This window comes from Hymenobacter busanensis (genome assembly GCF_008727865.1).
GTDB lineage: Bacteria > Bacteroidota > Bacteroidia > Cytophagales > Hymenobacteraceae > Solirubrum > Solirubrum busanense.
Window position 1 is genome coordinate 22031 of record NZ_VTWU01000004.1, and the last position, 24105, is coordinate 46135.

The 24105-nt window shown below is 63.1% G+C and carries 20 protein-coding genes; 7 read left to right on the top strand and 13 right to left on the bottom strand.

Annotation, left to right across the window (positions count from 1 at the left end):
* Positions 1 to 505: 505 nt before the first annotated feature.
* From F0P96_RS11125 to F0P96_RS11140, 4 genes are all read left to right on the top strand, one after another.
* Positions 506 to 1864, top strand: a complete 1359-nt coding sequence (locus F0P96_RS11125) for a TolC family protein (protein WP_151078963.1) — start codon at positions 506 to 508, stop codon at positions 1862 to 1864.
* Positions 1865 to 1891: 27 nt separating this feature from the next.
* Entirely contained in the window at positions 1892 to 3055 is a 1164-nt protein-coding gene (locus F0P96_RS11130; RefSeq protein WP_151078964.1) for an efflux RND transporter periplasmic adaptor subunit, read from the top strand.
* An 89-nt stretch (positions 3056 to 3144) separates the two neighbouring features.
* Complete coding sequence (locus F0P96_RS11135) at positions 3145 to 6360, top strand: efflux RND transporter permease subunit (protein ID WP_151078965.1); 3216 nt, start codon at positions 3145 to 3147, stop codon at positions 6358 to 6360.
* A 90-nt stretch (positions 6361 to 6450) separates the two neighbouring features.
* A complete protein-coding gene (locus tag F0P96_RS11140) occupies positions 6451 to 7050 on the top strand; it encodes a nitroreductase family protein (protein ID WP_151078966.1) in 600 nt (199 codons plus the stop codon).
* A gap of 76 nt (positions 7051 to 7126) precedes the next feature.
* Here F0P96_RS11140 and F0P96_RS11145 read toward each other — a convergent pair whose 3' ends face one another.
* The 8 genes from F0P96_RS11145 to F0P96_RS11180 form a co-directional block, all read right to left on the bottom strand.
* Entirely contained in the window at positions 7127 to 8842 is a 1716-nt protein-coding gene (locus F0P96_RS11145) for an OmpA family protein (protein WP_151078967.1), read from the bottom strand.
* 278 nt (positions 8843 to 9120) lie between these two features.
* Complete coding sequence (locus F0P96_RS11150) at positions 9121 to 11562, bottom strand: alpha/beta hydrolase family protein (RefSeq protein ID WP_151078968.1); 2442 nt, start codon at positions 11560 to 11562, stop codon at positions 9121 to 9123.
* 193 nt (positions 11563 to 11755) lie between these two features.
* Positions 11756 to 12334 carry a hypothetical protein gene (locus F0P96_RS11155; protein ID WP_151078969.1) on the bottom strand — a complete coding sequence of 193 codons (579 nt, stop codon included), beginning with the start codon at positions 12332 to 12334 and terminating at the stop codon, positions 11756 to 11758.
* Positions 12335 to 12473: 139 nt separating this feature from the next.
* Positions 12474 to 14081 carry an OmpA family protein gene (locus tag F0P96_RS21355; protein ID WP_151078970.1) on the bottom strand — a complete coding sequence of 536 codons (1608 nt, stop codon included), beginning with the start codon at positions 14079 to 14081 and terminating at the stop codon, positions 12474 to 12476.
* Positions 14082 to 14447: 366 nt separating this feature from the next.
* Positions 14448 to 14843 (bottom strand): OsmC family protein, encoded by a 396-nt coding sequence (locus tag F0P96_RS11165; RefSeq protein WP_201743907.1) that lies wholly within the window; start codon positions 14841 to 14843, stop codon positions 14448 to 14450.
* A 2-nt stretch (positions 14844 to 14845) separates the two neighbouring features.
* Positions 14846 to 15556 (bottom strand): pirin family protein, encoded by a 711-nt coding sequence (locus F0P96_RS11170; RefSeq protein ID WP_151078972.1) that lies wholly within the window; start codon positions 15554 to 15556, stop codon positions 14846 to 14848.
* 72 nt (positions 15557 to 15628) lie between these two features.
* Entirely contained in the window at positions 15629 to 16207 is a 579-nt protein-coding gene (locus F0P96_RS11175; protein WP_151078973.1) for a nitroreductase family protein, read from the bottom strand.
* 58 nt (positions 16208 to 16265) lie between these two features.
* A complete protein-coding gene (locus tag F0P96_RS11180; protein ID WP_151078974.1) occupies positions 16266 to 16982 on the bottom strand; it encodes a pirin family protein in 717 nt (238 codons plus the stop codon).
* A 349-nt stretch (positions 16983 to 17331) separates the two neighbouring features.
* Between F0P96_RS11180 and F0P96_RS11185 the strand changes: the two genes are divergently transcribed.
* Both F0P96_RS11185 and F0P96_RS11190 read left to right on the top strand, forming a co-directional pair.
* Positions 17332 to 17781, top strand: coding sequence for a MarR family winged helix-turn-helix transcriptional regulator (locus F0P96_RS11185; protein ID WP_151078975.1), 450 nt, complete (start codon positions 17332 to 17334; stop codon positions 17779 to 17781).
* A gap of 26 nt (positions 17782 to 17807) precedes the next feature.
* Positions 17808 to 18245, top strand: a complete 438-nt coding sequence (locus tag F0P96_RS11190) for an organic hydroperoxide resistance protein (RefSeq protein WP_151078976.1) — start codon at positions 17808 to 17810, stop codon at positions 18243 to 18245.
* A 147-nt stretch (positions 18246 to 18392) separates the two neighbouring features.
* Here the strand turns inward: F0P96_RS11190 and F0P96_RS11195 are convergent, their stop codons facing one another.
* From F0P96_RS11195 to F0P96_RS11205, 3 genes are all read right to left on the bottom strand, one after another.
* Positions 18393 to 19721 (bottom strand): serine hydrolase domain-containing protein, encoded by a 1329-nt coding sequence (locus F0P96_RS11195; RefSeq protein WP_151078977.1) that lies wholly within the window; start codon positions 19719 to 19721, stop codon positions 18393 to 18395.
* A gap of 77 nt (positions 19722 to 19798) precedes the next feature.
* Positions 19799 to 20203 (bottom strand): hypothetical protein, encoded by a 405-nt coding sequence (locus tag F0P96_RS11200; protein WP_151078978.1) that lies wholly within the window; start codon positions 20201 to 20203, stop codon positions 19799 to 19801.
* 74 nt (positions 20204 to 20277) lie between these two features.
* On the bottom strand, positions 20278 to 20796 hold the full coding sequence (locus tag F0P96_RS11205) for a hypothetical protein (protein WP_151078979.1): 519 nt from the start codon (positions 20794 to 20796) through the stop codon (positions 20278 to 20280).
* Positions 20797 to 20882: 86 nt separating this feature from the next.
* Here F0P96_RS11205 and F0P96_RS11215 point away from each other — a divergent pair, with 86 nt between their 5' ends.
* Positions 20883 to 21776: a glutamate--tRNA ligase family protein gene (locus F0P96_RS11215; RefSeq protein WP_201743906.1), complete on the top strand. Its 894-nt coding sequence runs from the start codon at positions 20883 to 20885 to the stop codon at positions 21774 to 21776.
* On the opposite strand, the gene nfi is transcribed toward F0P96_RS11215, so the two are convergent.
* Both nfi and F0P96_RS11225 read right to left on the bottom strand, forming a co-directional pair.
* Positions 21757 to 22446, bottom strand: coding sequence for a deoxyribonuclease V (gene nfi / locus F0P96_RS11220; protein WP_151078980.1), 690 nt, complete (start codon positions 22444 to 22446; stop codon positions 21757 to 21759). The two genes, F0P96_RS11215 and nfi, sit on opposite strands and share 20 nt — an antisense overlap.
* 70 nt (positions 22447 to 22516) lie before the next feature.
* Positions 22517 to 24085, bottom strand: a complete 1569-nt coding sequence (locus F0P96_RS11225; RefSeq protein WP_151078981.1) for a serine hydrolase — start codon at positions 24083 to 24085, stop codon at positions 22517 to 22519.
* Positions 24086 to 24105: the final 20 nt, after the last annotated feature.

A 24105-nucleotide genomic window follows, 5' to 3' on the forward strand; every position in this document is an offset into this window, starting at 1 on the left:
ATTTCTAGTGGAACCGCAAGCGCAGATGGCTGACATTTGCGTTGCAAATTCGGACTTGCTTGGCAGAGAAACACGAGGCAAATGGGAATGGAAGGCAACAGGACAGACGTTGGGCGTATGCCGGCGCAAGTGCTTTTCGACGGCCGAACCGGGGGCGTTTTGGGTGAATACATGCAGCTTTCGACCTGCTTGGGTGTCGTTGGCACTTCCACCATCCACCCCAGGCTTTTGGAACGTCGATTTTCCCCGGCCACGTTTCCGCGCTGACAGCGGGTGTTGCCTCGCCGCCAAGCCGCCCGCCGCAACCTTTCGCGCTGCCGCCGGTTTACAGAACTTCACTCGCCCCATCCGCTACCCCGTTTCCCCTGACTTGCCCGTCCCCCAGCCGGGCAACCATGCTGTGTCTAGCCTCAGAGTCGTCAGCTGACGTGGGGAAAGCCAGCCGGGCCTGCTTGCTGCTTATCCTAGACCACCGCATTTCGCGCCATCCCGCGACAATCTTTGCATGCACTACTTCTCCAAGGCGGCCTGGGCCGTCGGTATCCTGAGCGGATGGTGGCTGGCGCTGGCCACTTCCGCCAGCGCCCAAACCCCGCCGCCCACCCCCAGCGGGCCGCTCACCCTGGAGCAATGCCTTCAGGTAGCCCTGCAAAACCAGCCACTGCTGCGCCAGGCCCGCATCGACGAGGAAACCAACGAGGCCGACATTCGCATTGGCCTGGCCGGCTGGCTGCCGCAGGTGGGCCTCACGGCCTCGGCCCAGCACTACTTTCAACTGCCCTACACCGTGTTTCCGAACGCCGAGGGCGTGAGCGTGCCCCGGCAGATTGGCCTGCGCAATACCTCCACCGTGGGCCTGACGGGCACCCAAACCCTCTACAATAACGACGTGCGGCTTGCCCTGCGCACGGCCCGGCCGTCGCGGCTGTTCTACCAGCAAAACACCACCACCGTACGCATCGATGTGGTGTCGGACGTGAGCAAGGCGTTCTACGACGTGCTGCTCTCGCAGCGGCAGCTGGAAGTGCTGGGCGAGGACATTGTGCGCCTGCAACGCAGCCTGCGCGACGCCAAAGCCCGCTACGACGTGGGCATCGTGGACAAAATTGACTACAAGCAGGCCGAAATTCTGCTCAACAACTCCGTGGTGGCCCGCAAGCAGGCACAGGAAGCCATCAAGGCCAAAACCGCCAGCCTCAAGGAGCTGATGGGCCTGACCGGTGCCCAGCCGCTGGCCTTGCAATACGACACGCTGCGCCTGATGCAGGACGCCGCCGCGGACACGACCGCCGCGCTGAACGCCGCCAACCGCATTGAGGTGCAGCAGCTGCAAACCCAGAAAGCCCTGCAGGAAGCCCAAATCGATTTTTACCGCCTCGGCTACCTGCCGAGCCTGTCGGCGTTTGGCACCTACAACTCGGTGTTTCAGAACAACCAGCTGGCCGACCTCTACGCCACGCGCTTCCCCACGTCCTACGCCGGCCTGCAGCTGACGCTGCCCATCTTTCAGGGCACGCGCCGCCTGCAGAACCTGCGCCGCGAGCGGCTCACCAACCAGCGCCTCGACGAAAGCCTGCTGGCCACGCGCAACCGCATCAATACCGAGTACGAGCAGGCGCTGGCGGCCTACAAAAGCAACTTTGCCGACTACCAGATGGGCCAACGCAACCTCGCTCTGTCGAAGGAAGTGTACGACGTGGTGCAGCTGCAATACCGCGAAGGCATCAAAACCTACCTCGACGTGATTGTGGCCCAAACCACGCTGCGCTCGGCCCAGCTCAATTACTACAGCGCGCTGTTTCAGGTGCTGAGCAGCAAAGTGGATTTGCTGCGCACCCAGGGCCTGCTGCCCACCACCTATTAAGCTACTCCCGGCTGCTCACCCAAGCCCATGACAACAAACTCCTTCGCCCGGTACGCCGCTTTCGGCCTGCTCCTGACCTCGGCCGCCTGCGGCAAAAAAGACGAAAAGCAGGCCAGCGCCGCCCCGCCGCCCACGCCCGTGGGCCTCACCGCCGCCCGCACCACCGACGCTGTGTACTACGACGAATACCCGGCCACCGTGGTGGCCCTGAACACCGTGGAGCTGCGCGCCCAGGTGTCGGGCTTTGTGACGGGCATCTTCTTCAAGGAAGGCGAGCTGGTGCCCAAGGGCAAAACGCTCTACGAAATCGACCAGCGCAAGTACCAGGCGGCTTACCAGCAGGCGCTGGCGGGCCTGCGCAGCGCCCAGGCCGTGGCCCAAAACGCCAAAGTGAACCTCGACCGGTACCAGCGGCTGGCCCAGCAAGACGCCATTGCGCGCCAGATTGTAGACAACGCCTCGACGGCCTACGCCACCGCCCAAAGCCAGGTAGCCGAGGCCCAGGCCGGCGTGTCGACGGCGCGCACCGACCTCGACTATTCGTTGATTAAAGCACCGTTTACGGGCCGCATTGGTATTTCGCAGGTGCGGCTAGGGGCGCAGGTTAGCCCCGGCTCTACCTTGCTGAACACCATTTCGAGCGAAGACCCGGTGGGCGCCGACATTGTGGTGAACGAGAAGGATATTGCCCGCTTCGCCCAGATGCAGCAGCGCAACACCACGGCCGCCAGCGACACCACCTTCCGGCTGGTGCTGCCCGACGGCTCGGCCTACGCAGGCGGCGGCAAAATCCTGGCCATCGACCGGGGCGTGGACCAGCAAACCGGTACCATGCGGGTGCGGGTACAGTTTGCCAACCCGCAGCGCACCCTCAAAGACGGCATGAGCGCCGTGGTGCGGGTGCTCAATCAGCAGTCGGGCCGCCGGCTGGTGGTGCCCAACCGCGCCATTGTGGAGCAGATGGGCGAAAACTTCGTCTTCGTGGTGCAGGACTCGGTGGCCAACCAGCACAAGGTGCAGCTGGGCCCGCGCCTGCGCGACCAAATCGTCATCATGAGCGGCATCGAAGAAGGCGACAAAGTGGTGACGGAAGGCCTGCAGCGCCTGCGCGACGGCGGCATTGTGCGCGTGGGCGACCCTGCCGCCGCTGCCACTGGTGGCGCGCCAAGCCAGACGGCTGCCGCTAAATAGGTAGAGTCAGAAGCAAATTCTAGTTCGCAACGAGTATTCCTGAACGTCAAGCCAACAGCCAGTAGCTGTCCGCTTATAGCTTCCCAGAAATGATTGCAGAAACCTTTATCCGGCGCCCGGTCACCGCCATCGTCATTTCGGTGGTGATTGTGCTGGTGGGCGTGCTGGCCATCATCAACCTGCCCGTGGGGCAGTACCCCGAAATTACGCCGCCCACGGTGTCGGTGTCGGGCAACTACATCGGGGCCGACGCCCAAACCGTGGAGCAAACGGTGGCCACGCCCGTGGAAGTGCAGGTGAACGGCACGCCCGGCATGACCTACCTGCAGAGCAACAGCACCAGCAACGGGCAGATGAGCATGACGGTGAACTTCGAGGTGGGCACCGACATCAACAACGCCGCTCTCGACGTGCAGAACCGCGTGGGTATTGCCCTGCCCACCTTGCCGCAGGAGGTGCAGCGCCTGGGCCTGACGGTGCGCAAGCGGAACCCGAGCATTCTGATGCTGGTGGCCATGTACGCGCCCAAGGGCACCCACAACGTCACCTTCCTCGACAACTACGCCAACGTGTTTGTGAAGGACGCGCTGCTGCGCACCAAAGGCGTGGGCGACATTGTGAGCCGGGCCGACGACTTTGCCATGCGCATCTGGCTCAAGCCCGACAAGCTGGCCCAACTGGGCGTGTCGGCGCAGGACATTACGGCGGCGCTGCAGGAGCAGAACGCCCAGATTGCGGCCGGCTCCATTGGGGCGCCGCCGCAGCAGCAGGGGCAGACCTTCGAGTACATCGTGTTTGTGAAGGGCCGCCTGGCTACGCTGGAGGAGTTCGGCAACGTGGTCATCAAAACCCGCCCCGCCGACGGGTCTCTGGTGTACCTGAAGGACGTGGCGCGGCTGGAACTGGGCAAGTTCAATTATTCCAGCAACTCGTTTGTGGACGGCAAGCGCGCCTCCTACCTGCTGGTGTACCAGGCGCCCGGCTCCAATGCCCTGGAAACGTTCGAGAACGTGAACAAAACCATGGAGCAGCTCAAAAAGAGCTTCCCCGCCGACCTCGACTACGTGGTGCCGTTTGAAGCGGCTACCGTGGTGAAGGTGTCCATCAACGAGGTGCTGCACACGCTGCTGGAGGCCCTGGCGCTGGTAACGGTGGTGGTGTATCTGTTTCTGCAAAGCTGGCGCAGCACGCTCATTCCGGTGCTGGCCATTCCGGTGTCCATCGTGGGCACATTTGTGCTGTTCATTCCGCTGGGTTTCACCATCAACACGCTCACCATGTTCGGCTTCGTGCTGGCCATCGGCATCGTGGTCGACGACGCCATTGTGGTGGTGGAAGCCGTGGAGCACAACATGAACGAGCGGGGCCTAAGCCCCAAGGACGCCACGCTGGCGGCCATGCGCGAAATTTCGGCGCCGGTTATTGCCATTGCGCTCATTCTGGCGGCGGTGTTTGTGCCGGTGGGGTTCATTCCGGGCATTACCGGGCGCCTCTACCAGCAGTTTGCCATTACCATTGCCATTTCGGTGCTCATTTCGGCTTTTGTGGCTTTGTCGCTCACGCCGGCCCTGTGCACACTGCTGCTCAAGCCCCACAAGCGCGACGAACACTCACGCGGCCTCGACCGGCTGTTTTACAAGTTCAACTCGTGGTTCGACCGCGTGACCAACAAGTACGGCCGCGGCGTGCAGCGCGGCATCAAGCACGCGCGCTTCGTGGTGGTCATTCTGGTGTGCATCGTGGTGGGCACCGGGTTGCTGTTCAAGAACAAGCCCTCGGGCTTCATTCCCACCGAAGACGAGGGCCGCCTGATTGTGACCTTCAACCTGCCTGAGGCCACCTCTACCAGCCGCACCGTGGCCACGCTTCACGAAATCATGAAGGAGCTGAGCCAGGTCAAGGGCATTCGGCACTACGCCGGCCTGGGCGGCCTGAACGCGGTCAACTTCTCGTCGAAGTCGAACAGCGGCACGGTGTTTTGCCAATTGCAGCCCTGGGACGAGCGGAAGAACAAGGAGGAGCAGCTGCAAGGGCTGATTGCAACGGTGCAGCAGCGGCTGAGTCGGCTCAAGGAAGCCAACATCGTGGTGATTTCGCCGCCGGCTATTCCGGGCCTGGGCAACACCGGCGGCTTCTCTTTTGTGCTGCAGGAGCGCGAGGCCGGCGGCGACGTGAAAACCTTCGACGCCAACCTGCAGGCGTTTCTGGGCGCGCTGCGCAAGCGACCCGAAATTGCGGGGCCGTTTTCGTTTTTCACCGCCAACACCCCCGGCTACCAGCTCAGCATCGAACGCGAAAAAGCCAAGAAGTTGGGCGTTTCCATCGCCGACATCAGCCAGGCGCTGCGTACCTACCTGGGCTCGGCCTACGTGAACGACTTCACGCTCTACGGCCGCAACTTCCGCGTGGTGGCCCAGGCCGACAGCATGTACCGCGGCGACATCCAGAACCTGAGCCAGTATTACGTGCGCAATTCCGCCGGCGGCATGGTGCCCCTGAGCACGGTGACATCCTACAAGCGCACCGAATCGGCGCCGCTCATCTCGCACTTCAATCTGTTCCGCTCGGCCGAAATCAACGGCAACGCCGCGCCCGGGTATTCTTCCGGCGACGCCATCAAAGCATTGCAGGAAACGGCCGCCCAAACCCTACCGCAAGGCTACGGCTACGAGTTTTCGGGCCTGACGCGCGAGGAGTTGCTGGCCGGCGGCCAAACGGTGTACATCTTCGCCTTGTCCATCGTGTTCGTGTTTCTGTTCCTGGCCGCGCTGTATGAAAGCTGGTCGGTGCCGTTTTCGGTGCTGCTGGCCGTGCCGGTGGGCGCCTTCGGGGCTATTCTGGCCCTCACGTTCCTGCCCAAGCTCACCAACAACGTCTACGCCCAGATTGGCTTGATTACGCTCATCGGCTTGTCGGCCAAAAACGCCATTCTGATCATCGAATTTGCCAAGGAGCGGGTGGATAAAGGCATGCCGCTCGTCGAGGCTACGCTGGAAGCCGTGCGCCTGCGCCTGCGCCCCATCATCATGACGTCGTTGGCGTTTATTCTGGGCGTGCTGCCGCTGGTGTTTGCCTCCGGTGCCGGCGCCCAAAGCCGTCAGACCATCGGCTGGACGGTGCTCGGCGGGATGCTCTCGGCCACGCTGCTGGCCATTTTCATCGTGCCGGTGCTCTACGTGCTCATCACGCGGGTGGCCTACGGCAAAGCCAAGCTGGCCGAACTGGAAGCCGCCTACCAGCCCGACGAAGAACACGGCGGCCCGCCATCAACCCACGACGGATTGCCGGCACCCAGCCCGGCGTAAAAGCAACCCTTGCACTTGAACAGAACGGCGTGCTTCGCAGAGCAGGCCGTTCTTGCGTTACTTGCCGCCCCGCAACCGGCCTCAACCTCTATGACCTCCGATACCTCGCTTCTTTTCGACCCCGAGCAGTTCAACCGCCTCGTGCAGGCCCGCCGCAGTATTCATCCGCCGCAGTTTGTGCCCGGTCAGGTAGTGCCCGAGTCCATTGTGCGGCAGATGCTCGAAAACGCCAACTGGGCCCCCACGCACCGCCGCACCGAGCCGTGGCGCTTTGTGGTATTCACCGGTGCCGGACTGCAGAAACTCGCCGCGTTTCAGTCGGAGCTCTACCGCCAGCACGCCGGCGACCGGTTCGATGAGAAGAAGTACAGCAAGCTCAAAGATGGCCCCATGCTGTGCTCCCACGTTATTGCCATCGGCCTGAAGCGCCACGACGAAGTGCCCGAAGTAGAGGAAATAGAGGCCGTGGCCTGCGCCGTGCAAAACCTGCACCTCACAGCCGTGGCCTACGGGCTGGGCGGCTACTGGGCCAGCGGCGGCATTACGTACTTGGAGGCCGCCAAGCCCTTCTTCGGCCTCGGCCTGCACGACCGGCTGCTGGGTTTTTTCTCGCTCGGCTACGTGCAGCAGCAGCCCGGCCGCAACTTCCGCCGCCCCGCCGAGGACAAGGTGACGTGGGTAACTGAATAACACTGCCGTCAGCAGACGGCACCCCGGAAAAGCAAAGCGCCCGCCGAATTCGGCGGGCGCTTTGCTTTTCCGGGGGTTAGCGGCGTTTAGGCGCTGGCTTGGCCGGTGCGGGTTTGCGTGGTGCCGGCTTGGCCACGGCTGGTTTTGCAGCGGCCGCAGGCTTGCGTACCGCCTTTTTCGACGCTGCTTTTGGGGTGGCCTTGGCCGGGGCTTTGCGGGCCGTCGCTTTCTTACCAGCAGCCTTTTTGACCGGTGCCGCCTTGGCTGGCGCTTTCACGGCAGGCACCGGCGGCTCGGGGCCGTATTTCACTTCGGCCGGGTTCGGGTCGCCGGTCAGGAAGAGGTCGAACTCCACACGGCGGTTGCGGGCGCGGCCAGCGTCAGTGGCGTTGTCGGCAATGGGGTGGGTGGGGCCGTAGCCGCGCAGCACAACGCGGGTTTCGGGCACGCCCTTGCCTCGCAGGTAGCTGGCGGCGGCGGCGGCCCGTTCGCGGGCCAGGCGCAGGTTGAAGGCGGCCGAGCCCTTGCTGTCGGTGTGGCCGGCAATACTCAGCGTGTAGTCGGGATACTCGGTCAGCAGTTGGGCAATACCGTCGAGTGTGGCGTAGGAAGCCGGCAGCAGCGCTGCTTTGTTAAGCTCAAACGCAATGAACTGGGTGGCTTCCTGGAGCTGCTGACGGGCTTCGGCCTTCACTTCGGGACAGCCGCGGTTGGTAGCTGGCCCGGCGCTGGTGGGGCACCGGTCGTCGGCATCTGCCACGCCGTCGCCGTCGCGGTCGGTTGCCGCAGATGTGGTTGCCGGGGACGTCACCGCCGGGCACCCCACGCTATCTACCGGTGTGCCCATGGGTGTATCGGGGCACTGGTCCTGCACGTCGCCCACCCCGTCGCGGTCCGAATCGGGGCAGCCTTGGTATTCGGCTTTGCCGGGCGTGTCGGGGCACCGGTCGTCGGTATCGGTCACGCCGTCGCCGTCGCCATCCGGACAGCCTTGCAGCTCGGCCACACCCGCCTCGGTGGGGCACTGGTCCTGGTAGTTGGGCACTCCGTCGCGGTCGTCGTCGAGCGGGCAGCCGTTTTCATTCACCGGCGTGCCGGGCGGCGTATTCGGGCACCGGTCGCGGCGGTCGGGCACTTCGTCCAGGTCCTGGTCGGGGCCCTGGCCGAGGCTGAACGTCAGGCCCACGGTATGCTGCAAAAACCGGTCGTCCAGCCGGTCGGCGTCGCGCACGGTGGTGCCGTCGAAGTTGGCATTGAGCGGCAGGTGCTGGCCTGTTTGCACAAACAAGCCCACCACGCCCCCGAGGCGGAAGTTGATGCCCGCCCCGGCAAACAGGTCGAGGTGGTTTTCGATCTGGTCGTCGGGCTTGCCATCGGTAAAACCGCTGCGGCTGGCGTAGGTCCAGCCCGGTGCGGCCAGCAGGTAGGGCTGAAAGAAGGCGTTTTCCTTCAGCGCCCAGCCGTTGTTGAGCTTCAGCTTGAAGCCCACGTTCACGTTCACGAGCGTGGTGGAGAAGGTGGCATTGGGGCCGCGGGTGCCCTTCAGGTCGCCGTAAAATATCTGCCCGTTCAGGTCGAGGCCCCGGGAAAGGTACTGGTTGATGCCGAAGCCCGCCGTGTAGTTGTTGCGGTCAAAATCCCAATACGAATTGCCGAACGTGCCGCGGTACTGCAGTGCGCTGGCGTGCAAGCCAATGCTGGTCGGGCGGTCGGCGGTTTGGGCGTGAGCAACTGCGGGCAGCGCTGCCAGCCCCGCCAGCAGAAGCCGGGAATTGAGTAAAAAGTGCTTCATCGCAGACAGCGTTTTGTCGGAGGGGGTGGGCTCCGGGCAAAGGGGGTATACCAGCAGTTGGGTAAAAAGTTGCCCCGGAAGCAGCCAACGCATTTTTGGCTTTTGAACTGGGCAAGACTTCAAGTTAGCAGAAAGTCAGAAACTGCGCAGTAGTGAGCCAAAGAAATTGGATTTTTTGATTGGCATGGCCCAAAACAACCGCTGCCGGCTTCGGCCGGGCCACTGGCCCGCCAAAACCGGCAGCAGAAATGTGGGCAGCGCAGCTCCGTACGACGCAATTAGTTGGCCGCGTTGGCGGAGGTAGCAGCCGGCATTTTCACGTATTTGTCGAGCCAGGCGTTCATCTCCCATAGCATGTGCATGATGTTTTCCCGCGCCGCGTAGCCGTGCGACTCGGCAGGTAGCACCACGTAGCGCGCCGTGGCGCCGTGGCCTTTCAGGGCATTGTAAAACCGCTCGGTCTGAATAGGGAACGTGCCCGAGTTGTTGTCCAGCTCGCCGTGAATGAGCAAAATCGGGGTCTTGATCTTGTTGGCGAAGTTGAAGGGCGACATGGCATTGTACACCTCCGGCGCTTCCCAGTACGTGCGCTCTTCGCCCTGGAAACCGAAGGGCGTGAGCGTGCGGTTGTAGGCACCGCTGCGGGCAATACCGGCCTTAAACAAGTCGGAATGGGCCAGCAGGTTGGCCGTCATGAAAGCGCCGTAAGAGTGGCCCATCACCGCCACGCGGCTCGGGTCCACCACGCCCAGGCGCTTGCCTTCGTCGATGGCGGCTTTGGCCGAAGCCACAAGCTGTTCGGTGTACGTGTCGTTCGGCTCTTTGTCGCCTTCGCCCACTATCGGAATGCTGGCGCCCTGCAGCACCGCGTAGCCCTGCGTTACCCAGAAAATGGGGGAGCCGTAGCCCACGCGCGTAAACGTGTAGGGGGAGCCCGACACCTGGCCGGCGTTTTTCTTGTCCTTAAATTCCACCGGGTAGGCCTCCATCAGGGTAGGCAGCGGCGCGTCGCCGGGTTTGTGGTTGGCTGGCAGGTACAGGTTGGCCGTCAGGTCCACGCCGTCGGCGCGCTTGTAGTGCAGCACTTGCTTTTTGGGGGCACCGGCCGCGCCGTAGGGGTTCGGGAACTTGGTGAGGGCCGTGAGCTTGCCCGAGCGGGCGTCGCGCAGGTAGTAGTTCGGCGCCTGGTCCACCGACTCGCGGCGGGTGAGCAGGCGCTGCTTGTCGAAATCGAGGATGGCCAGCGGTACTTCGTAGAACGGTGCTTCTGAACGCCACCAGCGCTTCGAGACTTTGGTTTTTACGTCCAGCTCGTCCACAAATGGCCGGTCGCCCTCGGGCGACGCGCCGGCGCCAATCAGGTAAATCGTTTGGCTCTTGCTGTCGGTGGCTAACACGTACTGGCCCTGGGCGTTGCGCTTGGTGTAGGGCGTGCCGGGCGCGTGGTACTTGTCTTGGGCGGAGCGGTCGAAGAGCATGGCCAACGACGGCAGCGCGCCGGGGCTCACGGTGTAGGTTACTTCCTTGCGGTCGGCCCAGCGCGAGGTGCTCACAAGGGCAATGTTGTTGTTGCCCCAGATGATGTCGTCGAAGCGCAGGGGCAGGGCCGCCAGCTCTTCGGCTTTGCCGCTAAAGGGAGCGGGCAGCGTGAAAATCTTGTCGCGCACGGCGGCCGTGGCTTTGGGGTCGCCGCCGTCCTGGGCTTCCACCCAGTAAAGCGTGGCGGGAGCATCGGCACGCCAGTCGTGGGCGCGGGCGCCGGTGGGCACCGCGTCGAAGCTGGTGGGCACGTTGTCGGCCAGCGGCAAATCGTCGAGGGTTTTCACCAAGTCGCCGGTTACCAGGTCGATAACATCGACTTTCAGCGGGAAGCTGCTCACCGGCAAGGTGTAGGAAAACGGCCGGTGGCGCGTTTTCACCAGCACGTACTTGCCGTTGGGCGAGGGCTCGGCCGATTGAATAATGGCGGGCTGGCCCAGGGGCTGTACTTTGCCGCCCACGGTGATTTTCACCAGCTGCGAGGTGGCAAAGTGCTCAAACAGCCGCTCGTCGGTGGGCGACTTCAGCAAGTCCTGGTAGGTGCGGGCGCCGGATTTTTTACCGGTGCTTTCCTGCACGGCCGGGCCCGTGGGCGCCGCCGTAGCACTGGGTGCCGCGCCCCGACCGGCCACCAGGCCGCGCACAATCAGCGTTTCGTTGTCGGAAACCCATTCGTAGGGCTTGCCAAACACGCTGTTGAGCGTGACACCGGCCAAGCGCTTGGCCGAAACGGTAGCCAAATCGACCACCCACAGCTCGATGCGACCTTCGGCGGCGGCACTGGTGAGGGTCAGGGCAATTTTAGAGTTGTCGGGCGACCAAGTAACGTCGCTGATGCGGGCTTGCTGGGGCAGGCCGAGCACGGCCAAATCCTTGCCGTCTTCCACGCGGCGCAGCATCATGCCGGTGGCAAAGCTCACGCGGCTCGGGCCGTTGGTGCGCGGATTGATACGCAAACCAGCCAAGCGGAATTCCGGTTGCGAGAGGTCGGCAATGCTGGGCATGTCCTGCATCGGCAGCAGCAACATCCATTTGCCGTCCGACGACAGATTGACGCGCGGCGTTTGGGGGGCATCAACCCAGTCGGCAATAGCCTTGGGGGGCGTTTGGTAAGGAACGTCCTGCCCTACAGCGACCAAGCTGGCCACCCACATCAGGCCGAGGAGTACGTGTTTTTTCATGTAAAACGAGGAAATCTTCCTAAGCTGCACTTATCCAAGCACTAAGGTACAAGATCCTGCGAAGTCAGCCATACATGAAGCCACGCTTTATCCAATTTTGAAAGACGGCCCTTGCGTGAAGCCCTGCAATAGTTTATCCTGCAAACCGGGCTGTTTAAAGCGCAGAACGACGTTTTTGCCGTAGTTTTAGGCCTTACAGTTCAGTAGTCGTTACAGGTTTTTCAAACCGTACAGAGGAGAAAAATTTCTTTTTGCTCGGCGCTACGCCCGCTTGCTCGGGCAGGCGGTAAGTGCACACAAACAAGTAGAGCGCGTGCACCCGCCACACCCATACCGTCTCGATGCGCGTGGGCTGCTGAAAGTCGTAATCGAAGCCCTCGTAGACGACGGCGCGGGCGGGACTCTCGGCAAATACCACATTGGCTTGTTCCAGCAGGCGGGCCCCGAATACCTGACGGCCGTACAGCCGGCTCTGCTTGTTGAAAAATCGGTTTAAGGCTTTCGGTGTGATGCCCTGGCCGGGGCGGTAGCCGGGAAAATACCGTCGGTCGAGGCTCATCACGGAAAAATCGACGTCGGCGGTGGTAGTTTCGAATACCTTCAGGCCCTGCGGCTGATCGGGAATTTCCACCGGCTTGGCCTCGTACGGCAGGTCCACCTGGGCGTCGTCGTGCAGGGTGGTGGTTACCCACTCCTGCACCACCCATTGTGCATGGAGCAAGGGAGCGTAGCCAAGGGCCAACAGCAGCAGAAACCAGCGCAAACGATGCATAACCGGGCAGTGAGGCAGGAAATATACACACTGCCGCCGGCCAACGGGTGAGGGGACGCAATAAACAACAAGCGGCCCGCCGGGAAGGCGGGCCGCTTGGGCCGTGGGTCAGAAGAATGCGCTGGGCGCAGCTAGTAGCTTACTTCTTGCGCGGGGCCGGCTTTTTGGCCGGCGCCTTCTTGGTCGTGGTCGTCTTCTTGGCCGGGGTGGCTTTCGAAGGCGTGCTCGGAATTACGATGTCGGGCATGGCGGGCTCCGGACCGTACTTCACTTCGGCCGAGTTCGGGTCGCCGGTCAGGAAGAGGTCGAAGTCCACGCGGCGGTTCAGGGCGCGGCCGGCATCGGTGGCGTTGTCGGCAATCGGCTTCTGTTCGCCGTAGCCGCGCGACTCGATGCGGGCGTCCGGAATACCCTTGCTCAGCATGTAAGTGCGGGCCGAAGCAGCACGGTCGTGCGAGAGACGCAGGTTGTACGGATCGGAGCCTTTGCTGTCGGTGTGGCCGGCAATGCTCAGCGTGTAGTCCGGGTACTCGTTCAGAATCTGCACGATGGCGTCGAGGGTCGGGTACGAAGAAGGCAGCAGTACGGCTTTGTTAAACTCGAAGTTGATGTACTTCGTGGCTTCCTGCAGGCGCTTCTTGGCTTCGGCCTTGATTTCGGGGCAACCGCGGTTCGAGGCGGGGCCGGGACGGTTCGGGCAGCGGTCCTGGTAGTCGGGTACACCGTCACCGTCGGTATCGAGCGGGCAACCCGAGGCGTCTACTTTCACGCCGGCCGGGGTGTTGGGGCATTTGTCGGCCGAGTCAATCACGCCGTCGTTGTCGGCATCGGGGCAGCCGCGCAGTTCCACTTTGCCGGGGGTATCGGGGCAAGCGTCTTCCGAGTCGCGCACACCGTCGCCGTCACGGTCGGGGCAGCCTTCGAGGGCCGCAAGACCTTTTTCGGTCGGGCACTTATCCTGGTAGTCGGGCACACCGTCGCCGTCGCCGTCGAGCGGGCAGCCGTTGGCATCCACGGCTACACCGGCTGGCGTGCCGGGGCATTTGTCTTTGCGGTCCGATACGCCGTCTTTGTCTTCGTCCTTGGTTTGGCCCAGGGCGAAGGTGAGGCCGGCCGAGTGCTGCAGGAACCGGTCGTCCCAGCTGTTGTCGTCGCGGGTGGTGATGTTGTCGAAGTTGGCACCGATGGGCCAGTGCTGGCCCGTTTGCACGAACAGCCCAACCCCGTCGCTGAGGCGGAACTTAAGGCCGGCCGCGCCGTGCAGGTCGAAGTACGAGGTGCTGCGGTCGAAAGCCTGCGAGTTGGCGTTCTGGTTTACGGTGCCGTCGGTGCTCACCACGGCCAGGCCGGGCGCAATCAGCAGGTAGGGCTGCACAAAGAAGGTTTCCTTGATGGGCAGCTTGAGCTTGATGCCGAGGTTGGCCGTGGCCACGTTGGCCGAGAAGTTCGAGCCGAAATACGGCGCGCCCGCGGCAGCGTCAAACTGCATGTCGCCGTAGTTCAGGTCCACGCCAAGGTCGAGGCCTTTGGTGATGTAGCGGTAAACCGAAACACCCGCGCCGAATTCAAAATTGTCGCCGGCTTTCCAGTACTGCGAGCCAAGGTTGCCCTTGTACTGCAGCGTGCTGCCGTAAATGTTGATGCCGGTCTTTTTATCGGCTGTTTGCGCGTGGCCGTCGCGGGGCGCTGCGGTACACAGCGCCAACCCCAGCACCACGGCATGAGGCAAGTGAAAAAGTCTTTTCATGGGAAAGCGGTTTGGTGTGAGTCCGAGGCGCGGCAAGCCTCTTATTGGAATAGGCCTATATACCCCCGCTTCCCAGAAAAGTTGTTGGTGCGCTGTAATGCGCATAAAGTCAATTCCATTTTCGCTGAACTGCGGCAAAAGCCCCTTGCCATTTGCCAGGGGCCCGCTGCCGCAAATGCCCAGACTTGTTTTCTCCAATAACCGCAGCAATCGGCACGGGCACGAGGGGCGCATTGAATCCAACTCAGCAGTTGGCGGAGCGGGGCAAACGCGGTTGGTCAGCCAATGGCCCGCCCCACGCCATCGGTACCAACAAAAAGCCCCGCCGTAGGGGCGGGGCGTTGCGCGCAGGCGGTGCAGGCGAGGCTAGCCAAGCTCCGTATCGATGGGCACGGAAGCCGTCAGCGCCTTGTGAATGGGGCAAAGGTTGGCTATCTGGAGCAGGCGCTGGCGTTGCTCGTCGGTCAGCGTGCCCAGTAGGTGCAGCTTGCGCGTGAGGCGCGTTACCACGTGCTGCGGGTTGTGCTCAAAGCTCACCACGGCCTCCACGCCGTGCAGCGGCCATTGTTTGCGGTCGGCGTACATGCGCACCGTAATGCAGGTGCAGGCACTCAGCGAGGCGGCCAGCAGCTCGCCCGGCGACGGGCCCAGGTTCTGGCCGCCGTTGTCGAGCGGCTCGTCGGCCAGCAACTCGTGGCCGCTGTCGGAGGCTATTACCGTGCGGAAGTGGTCGGGGCCGATGCGGCCGGTGAGGGTGGGCACGGCTAGTGGTTGATGGGAGCTTCGATGACGATAAAACGGCTTTCGGCGCGGCATTCCAGCTGCACCGCATCGGTTTCCCACAGGCCGATGCTGTCCCGCTTTGCAAGGGCTTGGCCGTTTACCGTGAGGGCCCCGTCCATCACAAACACAAACACAGCCTTGTTGGTCGGGTTGAGCGTGTAGGTCAGCTGCTGGCCCGAATCGAAGTAACCCAAGGAAAGCCTGGCGTTCTGGTTGATCCAGCAATGCGCCTGGCCTTCCTCGTTGCTGACCACGGTGGTGAGCTGATTTCTGCGTTTTTCTTCCGGAAACGAGCGGCGCTGGTAGCGCGGCGTCACGTTTTGCAGCTTCGGCTCAATCCAGATCTGCAGGAAGTTCACCTCGTCGTCGCCCACGTTGTGCTCTTCATGGCGCAGACCCGAGCCGGCACTCATAATCTGCACCCAGTCGCGCTCCACTACTTCCTTGTAGCCCAGCGAGTCGATGTGGTTCATCTTGCCGGCCAGCATCACCGAAATGATTTCCATGTTGGCGTGCGGGTGAATGCCAAAGCCGCCGCCTGCCTGCACAAAATCGTCGTTGAACACGCGCAGCAGCCCAAAGCCGTTGCGCTCAGGGTTCTGGTAGCTGCTGAAGCTGAACGTGAAGTTGCTTTGCAGCCAGCCAATGTCTTTCAGCCCCCGCTCGGCGGCCCGGATGATGCGGTGTTTCATGGTGAAAAGCTGTTAGCTGTTGGTCGTTAGCTGGTAGCTGCGAGCTTGGAGCCAACAGCACCAGCTAACGGCTTACTCAGGTAGTTCGTGGTTGAAGGCGAAGTCGGCAACGGGCTTGCGGCTGCGGGGTGCGGTTTCGCGCGAGCGGAACGGCTCTTCCAGCTGTTCGGCCGCGCCCACGTAGCCCAGCGCAATGAAAGCCACCGGGTCGAGGTGGGCGGGCAGGGCAAATTCCTCGCGCGTTTTGGCGTAGTCGAAGCCGCCGAGCACGTGGCCGTGCAGGCCCAGCGCCGTAGCCTCCAGAAACAGCGTGGCGTTGGCCGCGCCCACGTCGTGCATGGCGGTGCGGTTCGGCTGGCCATTGTCGAAGTGGGTTTTGGCCAGCGAAATGATGAGCACCGGCGCGTCTTTCGCCCACAGCTGGTTGGCCGGCACAAGGCAGCTCAGAATGCGGTTGAAGGCCTCGGTGTCTTCTTTGTGGGCGTAGATGTAGCGCCAGGGCTGCTCGTTCATGGCGCTGAACGCCCACGACGCGGCTTCAAAAACCTGCTCCAGGGCTTCCTGCGGCACGGCTTGCTTGGTAAAGGCCCGCGGACTCCAGCGTTTGCGAATCAGCTCGTGGATGGGGCGGGTGGCAATGGCTTCTTTCATGGTATGTAGAGCGGCCCGAAGGCCGGTTTGCGGAAAGGAAAAAAACGGTGGTCAGGCCTTATACGGCCATCGGTACTTCCATCAGCAGCACTTCGGCGTTGCTGTCGGCGCGGATGTCGAGCCGGTCGGTTTCCCAGATGCCGAAACCGTCGCGGCGGTGCAAGGTTTGGCCGTTGATGGTCACGTCGCCTTCCAGCACGAAGGCGTACACGCCGTTGCCAGCCTTTTTCAGCTGATACTCGGTGGCAAAACCCGCGTCGAGCTTGCCCAGGTGAAACCACGCGTCTTGGTGAATCCACACGCCCGCGTCGTCGGGGTTGGGCGACAGCACCTGCTGGAACTGGTTGTGGCGGTCTTCCTCGCGGAAGCTCTGCTGGTCGTAGCGCGGCTGCACGCCCCGCTTGTTCGGGAACACCCAGATCTGCAGAAACTTAACTTCCTGGTCGCGGTTGTGGTTTTTCTCGCTGTGTGCCACGCCCGTGCCGGCACTCATGGCCTGCACGTCGCCCTTCCGGATGATGCCCACATTGCCCATCGAGTCTTTGTGCTCCAGGTCGCCCGACAGCGGAATGCTGATGATTTCCATGTTATCGTGCGGGTGCGTGCCGAAGCCCATGCCGCCGGCCACGGTGTCGTCGTTGAGCACGCGCAGCACCCCAAAATGCACCCGCGCCGGGTTCTGGTAGCCAGCGAAGCTGAAGGTGTGGTAAGAGTTCAGCCAACCGTGGTTGGCGTGGCCGCGGGTTTCGGCGCGGTGCAGGATGGTCTGGGCCATAAGGGTAGTCGTCAAAGGCAATTTCAAGGTTGGCGCCGCATAGCTTGGCTTTTGCCATAAGCCTGTATGAGGCTGGTAGCTGCAATGCGCTGCAAATATATGTACATACATTTGATGTACATACATAGTTTCATCTTTTCTCAGAAATTGATAGAGGATTGGATACGGACGCTCGGATGGGCAGGAACTGCGTAAAGCCCCAGAAACGGATTGCTCCGCTGAAAACCATGCCTGCGCCGTGCAAATGAGGTTTAGCAGCCAAGCAAAGACGATGTATACCCAGAAGGTAGAAATATATTTTGCACAACTAAATTTCAAACAACCTAAATAACTATACCTTTGCTCCGCCATGAAGCAGCCGACCCAACCGCCAGCCTCCGAACTGCTGAAGCTGGAAAACCAGCTCTGCTTTCCGCTTTACGCGGCCTCGCGCATGTTCACCAAGGCCTACCAGCCGCTGCTCCAGCAGCTCGACGTGACTTACCCGCAGTACCTCGTGTTGCTGCTCTTGTGGGAGCACCGCGAGCAAACGGTGAAGGAGCTCGGTGAGAAACTGCTGCTCGATTCGGGCACGCTCACGCCCTTGCTCAAGCGCATGGAGCAGCGCCAGTGGCTCACGCGCCGCCGCGACCCGCGCGACGAACGTTCCGTCATTATTGCCCTCACCGAAACCGGCGCACAGCTGCAGGCACAAGCCGGCGCCATTCCAGCTGCGTTGCTCGAAAAAATCAAAATGACGCCTGCTGAGTTTGAGCAACTGCGCACCCAACTCAAGCACCTTTTAACCCTGCTGAGCTAGTCCAGCCCAGCTTTTTACCCTTTCGCATGAAAATCGAGAAAATCTTCACGGCGCAAGCCAAAGCCCAAGGCGGCCGCGACGGCCAGGTAACCACCAACGACAACGTGCTGAGCGTGGCCCTGAGCACGCCCAAAGCCATGGGCGGCCCCGGCAAAGCCGGCGCCACCAACCCCGAGCAGCTCTTCGCCGCCGGCTACGCCGCCTGCTTCGAAGGCGCGCTGGGCGTAGCGGCCCGCCAGGCCCAGGTGCGCCTCGAAGGCGTGACGGTGGAAGCATTCATCGGCTTTGGCAAGGCCGAAGACGGCGGTTACGGCATTTCGGCCGACCTGCACGTGAACATTCCCGGCGTGGAGCAAGGCCAGGCCGAAGACCTGGTAGCCGCCGCGCACCAGATTTGCCCCTACTCGCGCGCTACCCGCGGCAACATTGAAGTGGCCCTTACCACGACAACCAACCCCAACTAAACGGGCGACGGGTTTCCGCCCGAAATGGTCTGTCATCCTGAGCAACGCGAAGGACCTCCTCACCGCCGAACGAGCCGTTGTTACGTGCATCGTTCCAGCGTGGGAAGGTCCTTCGCGTTGCTCAGGATGATGCTTTTTACAGGACTCTTACTGCTTCACCAGACGCTGACGACCCAGCGGAGTGCCATCGGCGGCTACTAGCTGCAGTTGGTACAGGCCCGCCGAAACCCCATCCACAGAAACCCGGGTAGCAGGTGCCACAGCGGCGGTGCGGTGCAGCACGCGGCCGAGCATGTCGGTGAGCAAAAGCGAAGCGCCGGGCGGCACCGGTGCAGGCAGCTGCACGGTTACGGCGCTGGATGCAGGGTTGGGGTAGGCCTCGAAGGCGACTTGCGCGGAGCGGCCGGTAGTGGCAGCGGTGATGCAATTGAGCATAGCGCCGATGTATTGCCACAGCTCGGTGTCAAAAGACGACACGGCAAGTTTGGACTGCGCGGCGGAGTTGCCCTGGCGCACGACGACCAGACCCAGGCTGGGCACGACGTAGATTTTCTGGTCGTTTTTGCCCAGCGCCGCAATTAAATCGGCGGGGGCTGAAGGCACGAGCGGGCCGTTGTAGACCAGCGGCGAGGTGGGCAGCATGTAGGTCGGCTGGCCGTTGAGCCACCAGAGGTAGCCGTAGCTGCGGTTGAAGGCCTGGGAGGGCGTGGTCATGCGGCGGAAGTAGGTCGTGTCGCGCAGGATGACGGTTTGGTCCCAGGTGCCGCGGTTGAGCATGAGCAGGCCAAAGCGGGCCATGTCGCGGGCACGGCTGTAGTACACGTCGTTCAGCCAGCCGCCGCCCATGCCAATGCGGCTGCCAATTTTCTGGTTGGTGTACTGGTTGATGGTCAGGCCGCTGGCGGCGGCAATATCGTTTTGCAGCAGGCGGTAGGGGCCGGTGTGGTAGGCCCAGCGCGTGCCGGCGTCGGCGCGGTAGAGCAGGCACGCGGCCCTGGTCGATTCGTTGTCGCAGGGCGCAGGCGGGGTGTCGTCGAGGCCGGTGGTCATGGTGAGCTGGTGCCGCACCTTGATCAGGCGCTCCTTCGCATTCGGCGCCGAGGTCCAGCCGCGGCCCAGCCAGCGCGAAGTCGTATCGTCCAGACTCAGGAGGCCGTCTTGCTGGGCAATGCCTACCAGCGTAGCCGTGAGCGACTTGCCGGCCGAAGCCCAATACCAGAGCGAGTCGCGGGTGAAGGTACCGTAGTACTGCTCGACCACCAGCCGGCCGTTTTTGAGGATGATAAACGACTTGGTGTGCTTGCGGCCGAGGAAGTTCAGCAGCGAATCGAGCCGCGGCTGGCACCACCCCAGGCTTTGCGGTGAGGTGGCGGCCCAGGCGGTGCCGGTAGTCGGCGGAAAGTAGAGCGAGGTGCCTTGGGCCGAGACGGAAAAACGCCATAGCAAGATGGCCAGAACGAGTAACCAGTGCTTCATCGAGCGGAGCAAAAAGGAGGAACGGTTTGCTTGACAGCGGCGGGAAGCCAACGTTTAACGGCCGCGGTGGGGCATGCCTACTCGAGGCGCGTGATGAGCAGGCGCATGGTGCCGTGGTTGTTGCCGTAGAACAGCCGCGCGTCGTTGGCGTAGCACAGCAGCTCCCCATCGGCGGCGGGGCGAAATTCGGCCACGCCGCTGCCGATGAGGAAGGGCGGCCCATCGGGCCCGATGGCGCCGACGAGGGCAAACCACGGAAACGGCGCGCGCCGCAGCCAGCCCGCCAGCCGCTGAATGCCCTGCCCCGGCTGTCCTTCGGGTCCGCTTTCGATGTGGGCATCGAGCCAGGTTTGGCCGGGCGGTACGCTGAGGCGGTAGCGGTGGCCGCGCAGCAGGTAGGCGCCGGTGGCGTTCCACGGCAGCCGGGCCTGCACGGTGGTTTCCAGCGACTGGCCTTGGGCCAAAGGGGCGGGGTGTTGCATCGGGCCGAGGAAAAGGCGTGAAGGCCGCCTAGTTATTGAACTTCGACCGCATTTCCGCGCCCATTGACCAAACGCTACGGCCGCAGAACCACGCCGCGGCCTTGGTCGGCGTCGGCGGTGGTGTAGGTGCCGTTCAGGCGAAAGCGTTTGCGCGTGTTCTGGTAGCAGGCGCAGCAGCCTTTGCCGGTTTCGCCGGCCAGCTCGATGTCGGTAACGTCGTAGGTGCGGGCGGGGCGCGGCAGGACCACGCGGTAGCTGTAGCTGCTAAAGGCGCGGGGCTCACCGTCGGGACGTACGGCAAAGGCCAGCGCCGAAAAGCCGTCGAGGCGCCGGTAATCGGGGCGGCCGTCGTTGGGGCGGTTGTAGTGCAGAGTATCGAGTGGCCGGGCGAAGTCGTTGCGGGCGTAGCGCACCATGTAGGCCGTTTGCAAATCGGAGCGCCGGAAACCGCCGTGGAGGCTGTCGAGGTCGAAGCGCAGCACCACGTCGTCTTCGTACGGGTTGCACGGGCTGCACTCGGCGCCGTCGCAGCTGCAGGCCGCCACAAGGCCCGTCGCAATCAGCAGGGCGCAAAATGATACGAGTCGGAGCATAGCGGGGAGGTGATGCCGGTACCAAAGGGAGCGGCCCGCCGTGGCGGCAGTTGCGCGGGCGTTGTAATTTACCGCCCTTGCTCCGTATGCCTGCTTCTGAAACTCCCGTCGTTGGTCGGCTGGCGCCCACGCCCAGCGGCTATCTGCACCTCGGCAACGCCGTCAATTTTGTGCTGACGTGGCTGCTGGTGCGCCGCGCCGGCGGTACCCTGCACCTGCGCATCGACGACTTGGACCGTGCCCGGCTGCGCCGGCCCTACCTGGAAAGCATTTTCCGCACCATCGACTGGCTGGGCCTCGACTACGACCACGGCCCCAGCGGGCCCGATGATTTTCTGCGCCACCACTCGCAGCTGCTGCACCTGCCCGACTACAACCAGCTGTTGCGCCGCATGCGCCGGGTGCCCGGCCTGCTGCACGCCAGTACCCGCAGCCGCACCCACGGCACCGAAACGCCCGCCGACCTCGACCAGCCCGGTGCAGCGTGGCGGGCCCGCGTGCCGGCTGATACGTCTATCGGTTTCGCCGACCTCTGGCACGGCGAAACCCACCAGCCGCTGGGCCATTTGATGCCCGATTTTGTGGTGCGCAAGAAAGACGGCGTAGTGGCCTACCAGCTGGCCTCCGTAGCCGACGACCTGCGCCTCGGCACCACGCTCATTGTGCGCGGGCTGGATTTGCTGCCCAGCACGGCGGCGCAGTTGTGGCTGGCCGCGCAACTGCCCGAAACGGCCGGTTTCAATGCCCGGCGCATCCAGTTTCTGCACCACCCGCTGCTGACGGATGCGGGCGGGCAAAAGCTGTCGAAGTCGCAGCAGCTGCCGCTGGAGCGGGGTATTCTGAGCGCGGTGCCCGGGCCGCAAGTGGTGTACGAGGCGGTAGCTGGCTTGTGGGGTTTGCCCCCAGGCAACGCTTCCGCGTTGGCTGAACTCCAGCTGCAAATGCCCGACTACCCCAGCTTTACCGCACCTCTTTCTTGAACTGCTCGGCCCAGTGGTCGGCGAGGCGCGTGGGCTCGGGGAGCTTGTAGCCGCGCAGGCAGCGCAGCGCGAGGGTGGTGGCCGTGGCTTGGTCGAGGCGGTGGCCGGGACTCACGAACAGCGGCTTGACGCGCTCCTTGCTGCGCAGCACCTCGCCAATCAACTCGCCGGTTTTCTTGTCGAGCAGTGGCGACCTGCTGCCCTGGGCTTCGGCGGGCTCCTGGTAGTCGCCGGTGAGCTTTTCCTTGGCGACGCCCAGCGAAGGTTTGTCGAGGAGCACGCCGATATGCGCCCCAATGCCCATGCGGCGCGGGTGCGCAATGCCGTGGCCGTCCACCATCAGCACATCGGGTTGGGTAGTGAGCTTTTCGTAGGCCAGCAGCAGGTTGGGCGCTTCGCGGAAGCTCAGAAAGCCGGGCACGTAGGGCAGGTCGACGGGGCCGTAGTTATATACCTTTTCCACCAGCTCCAGCCCCGGAAACGTGAGCACCACAATCACCGACAGGATGGTGTCGGGCGTGGGAAACGACGAATCGAGGCCGGCAATGAGCTTGGGCAAACCGGGTAGCGGCTCCAAGCGCACGCGCTGGCGCATCTCGTTCTGGGTGGCGGTCAGCTCGCGCACCAAAGCGGGGTCGGCGGGTGGGTGGTAGGGGCGGTAGTAGGCCATGAGCAGGGCAGATGTTGCCCGGCTATACGTAGCCGCGCCCCCTCGCGGCTGAGGGGCAAGCCCTGCTTGGCTACGAGGCGTTGCTTTTGCGGAACACGTACGAATCCTGCTCGATAAACTCGTTGACGCGCAGCTCCAGGCTAACCACCTTGCCGTTTTCCACCTTAAAATCGGCCGGGTAAATACCGTAGCTCAGGTTCGAATACACGCACCGGAACTGCTGGCCGTCCATGTAGTCGAGCGTAGCGGTGAGGTTGGGGTGGTGGCCGAAGCTCACGAGCAGCTGCTTGCCCTTGCGCGCTACCGTGATGGGGCCGTAGAGCGGGTGCGTGTACTGACCGGCATACTCCTGCAGGTTCAGGGCCAGCTTGTTTTTCTTGGCTACACGGGCGTTCAGCGCGGCAACGTCTTTGAGCGTAGCCTCGCGGGCCGACGTGCCGTAGGGCAGCAGTTGCTTGCTGCGGTCTACGTAGGGCACGCCTAGGTAGCTGTCGAGCAACTGGTAGCGCAGGGCCTCAAAAAAGCTCTGGTTGTCCTGGTTCGTGAGCACGGCAATGCCCAAGCGTTCTTCGGGCACAAAGCACACGTTGGTCACGTAGCCCACGGCGCCGCCGGTGTGCCAGTACACCTGCTTGCCGTTGTAGTCGGCCGAAAACACACCGAGGCCGTAGGTTTGGTAGTGCGAGGGCAGCAGGCCCGATTTGCGGGTTGAAATCAGCGTGTTGGCGTCGCGGGTGCGGCGCACGGCGGGCCAGCTCAGCACGCGCTGGCCTTGGTATTTGCCGCTGTCGAGCTGGCACTGCAGCCACTTGGCCAGGTCCGTCACGTTCGAGACCATGCTGCCGGCCGGGCCGATGTTGTCGATTTCGTCGAAGGGCATTTGGGCCAGCGGGCCGTAGCTGTTGGAGTAGGGCAGGGCAATGTTGGGGCGCTGCCCGAAGCCCCGGCCGCTGGTGGTGGTGCTCGTCATGCCCAGGGGCTGCAGCAGGTTTTGCTGCACGTAGTCGTCCCAGCTGGTGCCGCCGGTTACGACGGGAATAATCTGGCCGGCGGTCAGAAACGCCGAATTGCAGTAGCCGTAGTCCTGCCGAAACTGGTTGGGCGGCGTGAGCAGGCGCATGCTGCGCACAATGTCCTCGCGGCTCAGGTTGGAGTCCCAGAAAGTGAAGTCGCCCTGGAAGGTTTTGGTGCCCAGGTGGTGGCCCAGCAGGTCGCGCACCGTTACGAGCTGCGTCGAGGTGGGGTCGGCGAGCTGAAAATCGGGCAGGTACTTGGTCACCTTGTCGTTGAGCGAGAGTTTCTTCTCGTCGTCGAGCTTGGCAATGGCCGAACCGGTGAACAGCTTGGTGTTCGAGGCAATCATGAAGAGCGTGTTGGCATCCACGGGCTCGGGTTTGCCCACAGCCCGCACGCCGAAGCCCTTGCTCACCACCACTTTGCCGTCTTTCACCACCACCACGGCCAAGCCCGGCAAATCCCACTGTTTCAGCCCGCGCTGCACGTAGGTATCGAGCGAATCGGCCACAAACCGGCTGCCCGGCACTTGGGCTTTCGCCGATTGAGCCACGGCCGGGGCGGCAGAAACACAGATGCCGGCGAGCAAGCCGGCCGCTAACGGGCGAAGGAAATGGTGGAGCATCGGGAGGGGAGTATAGCGCA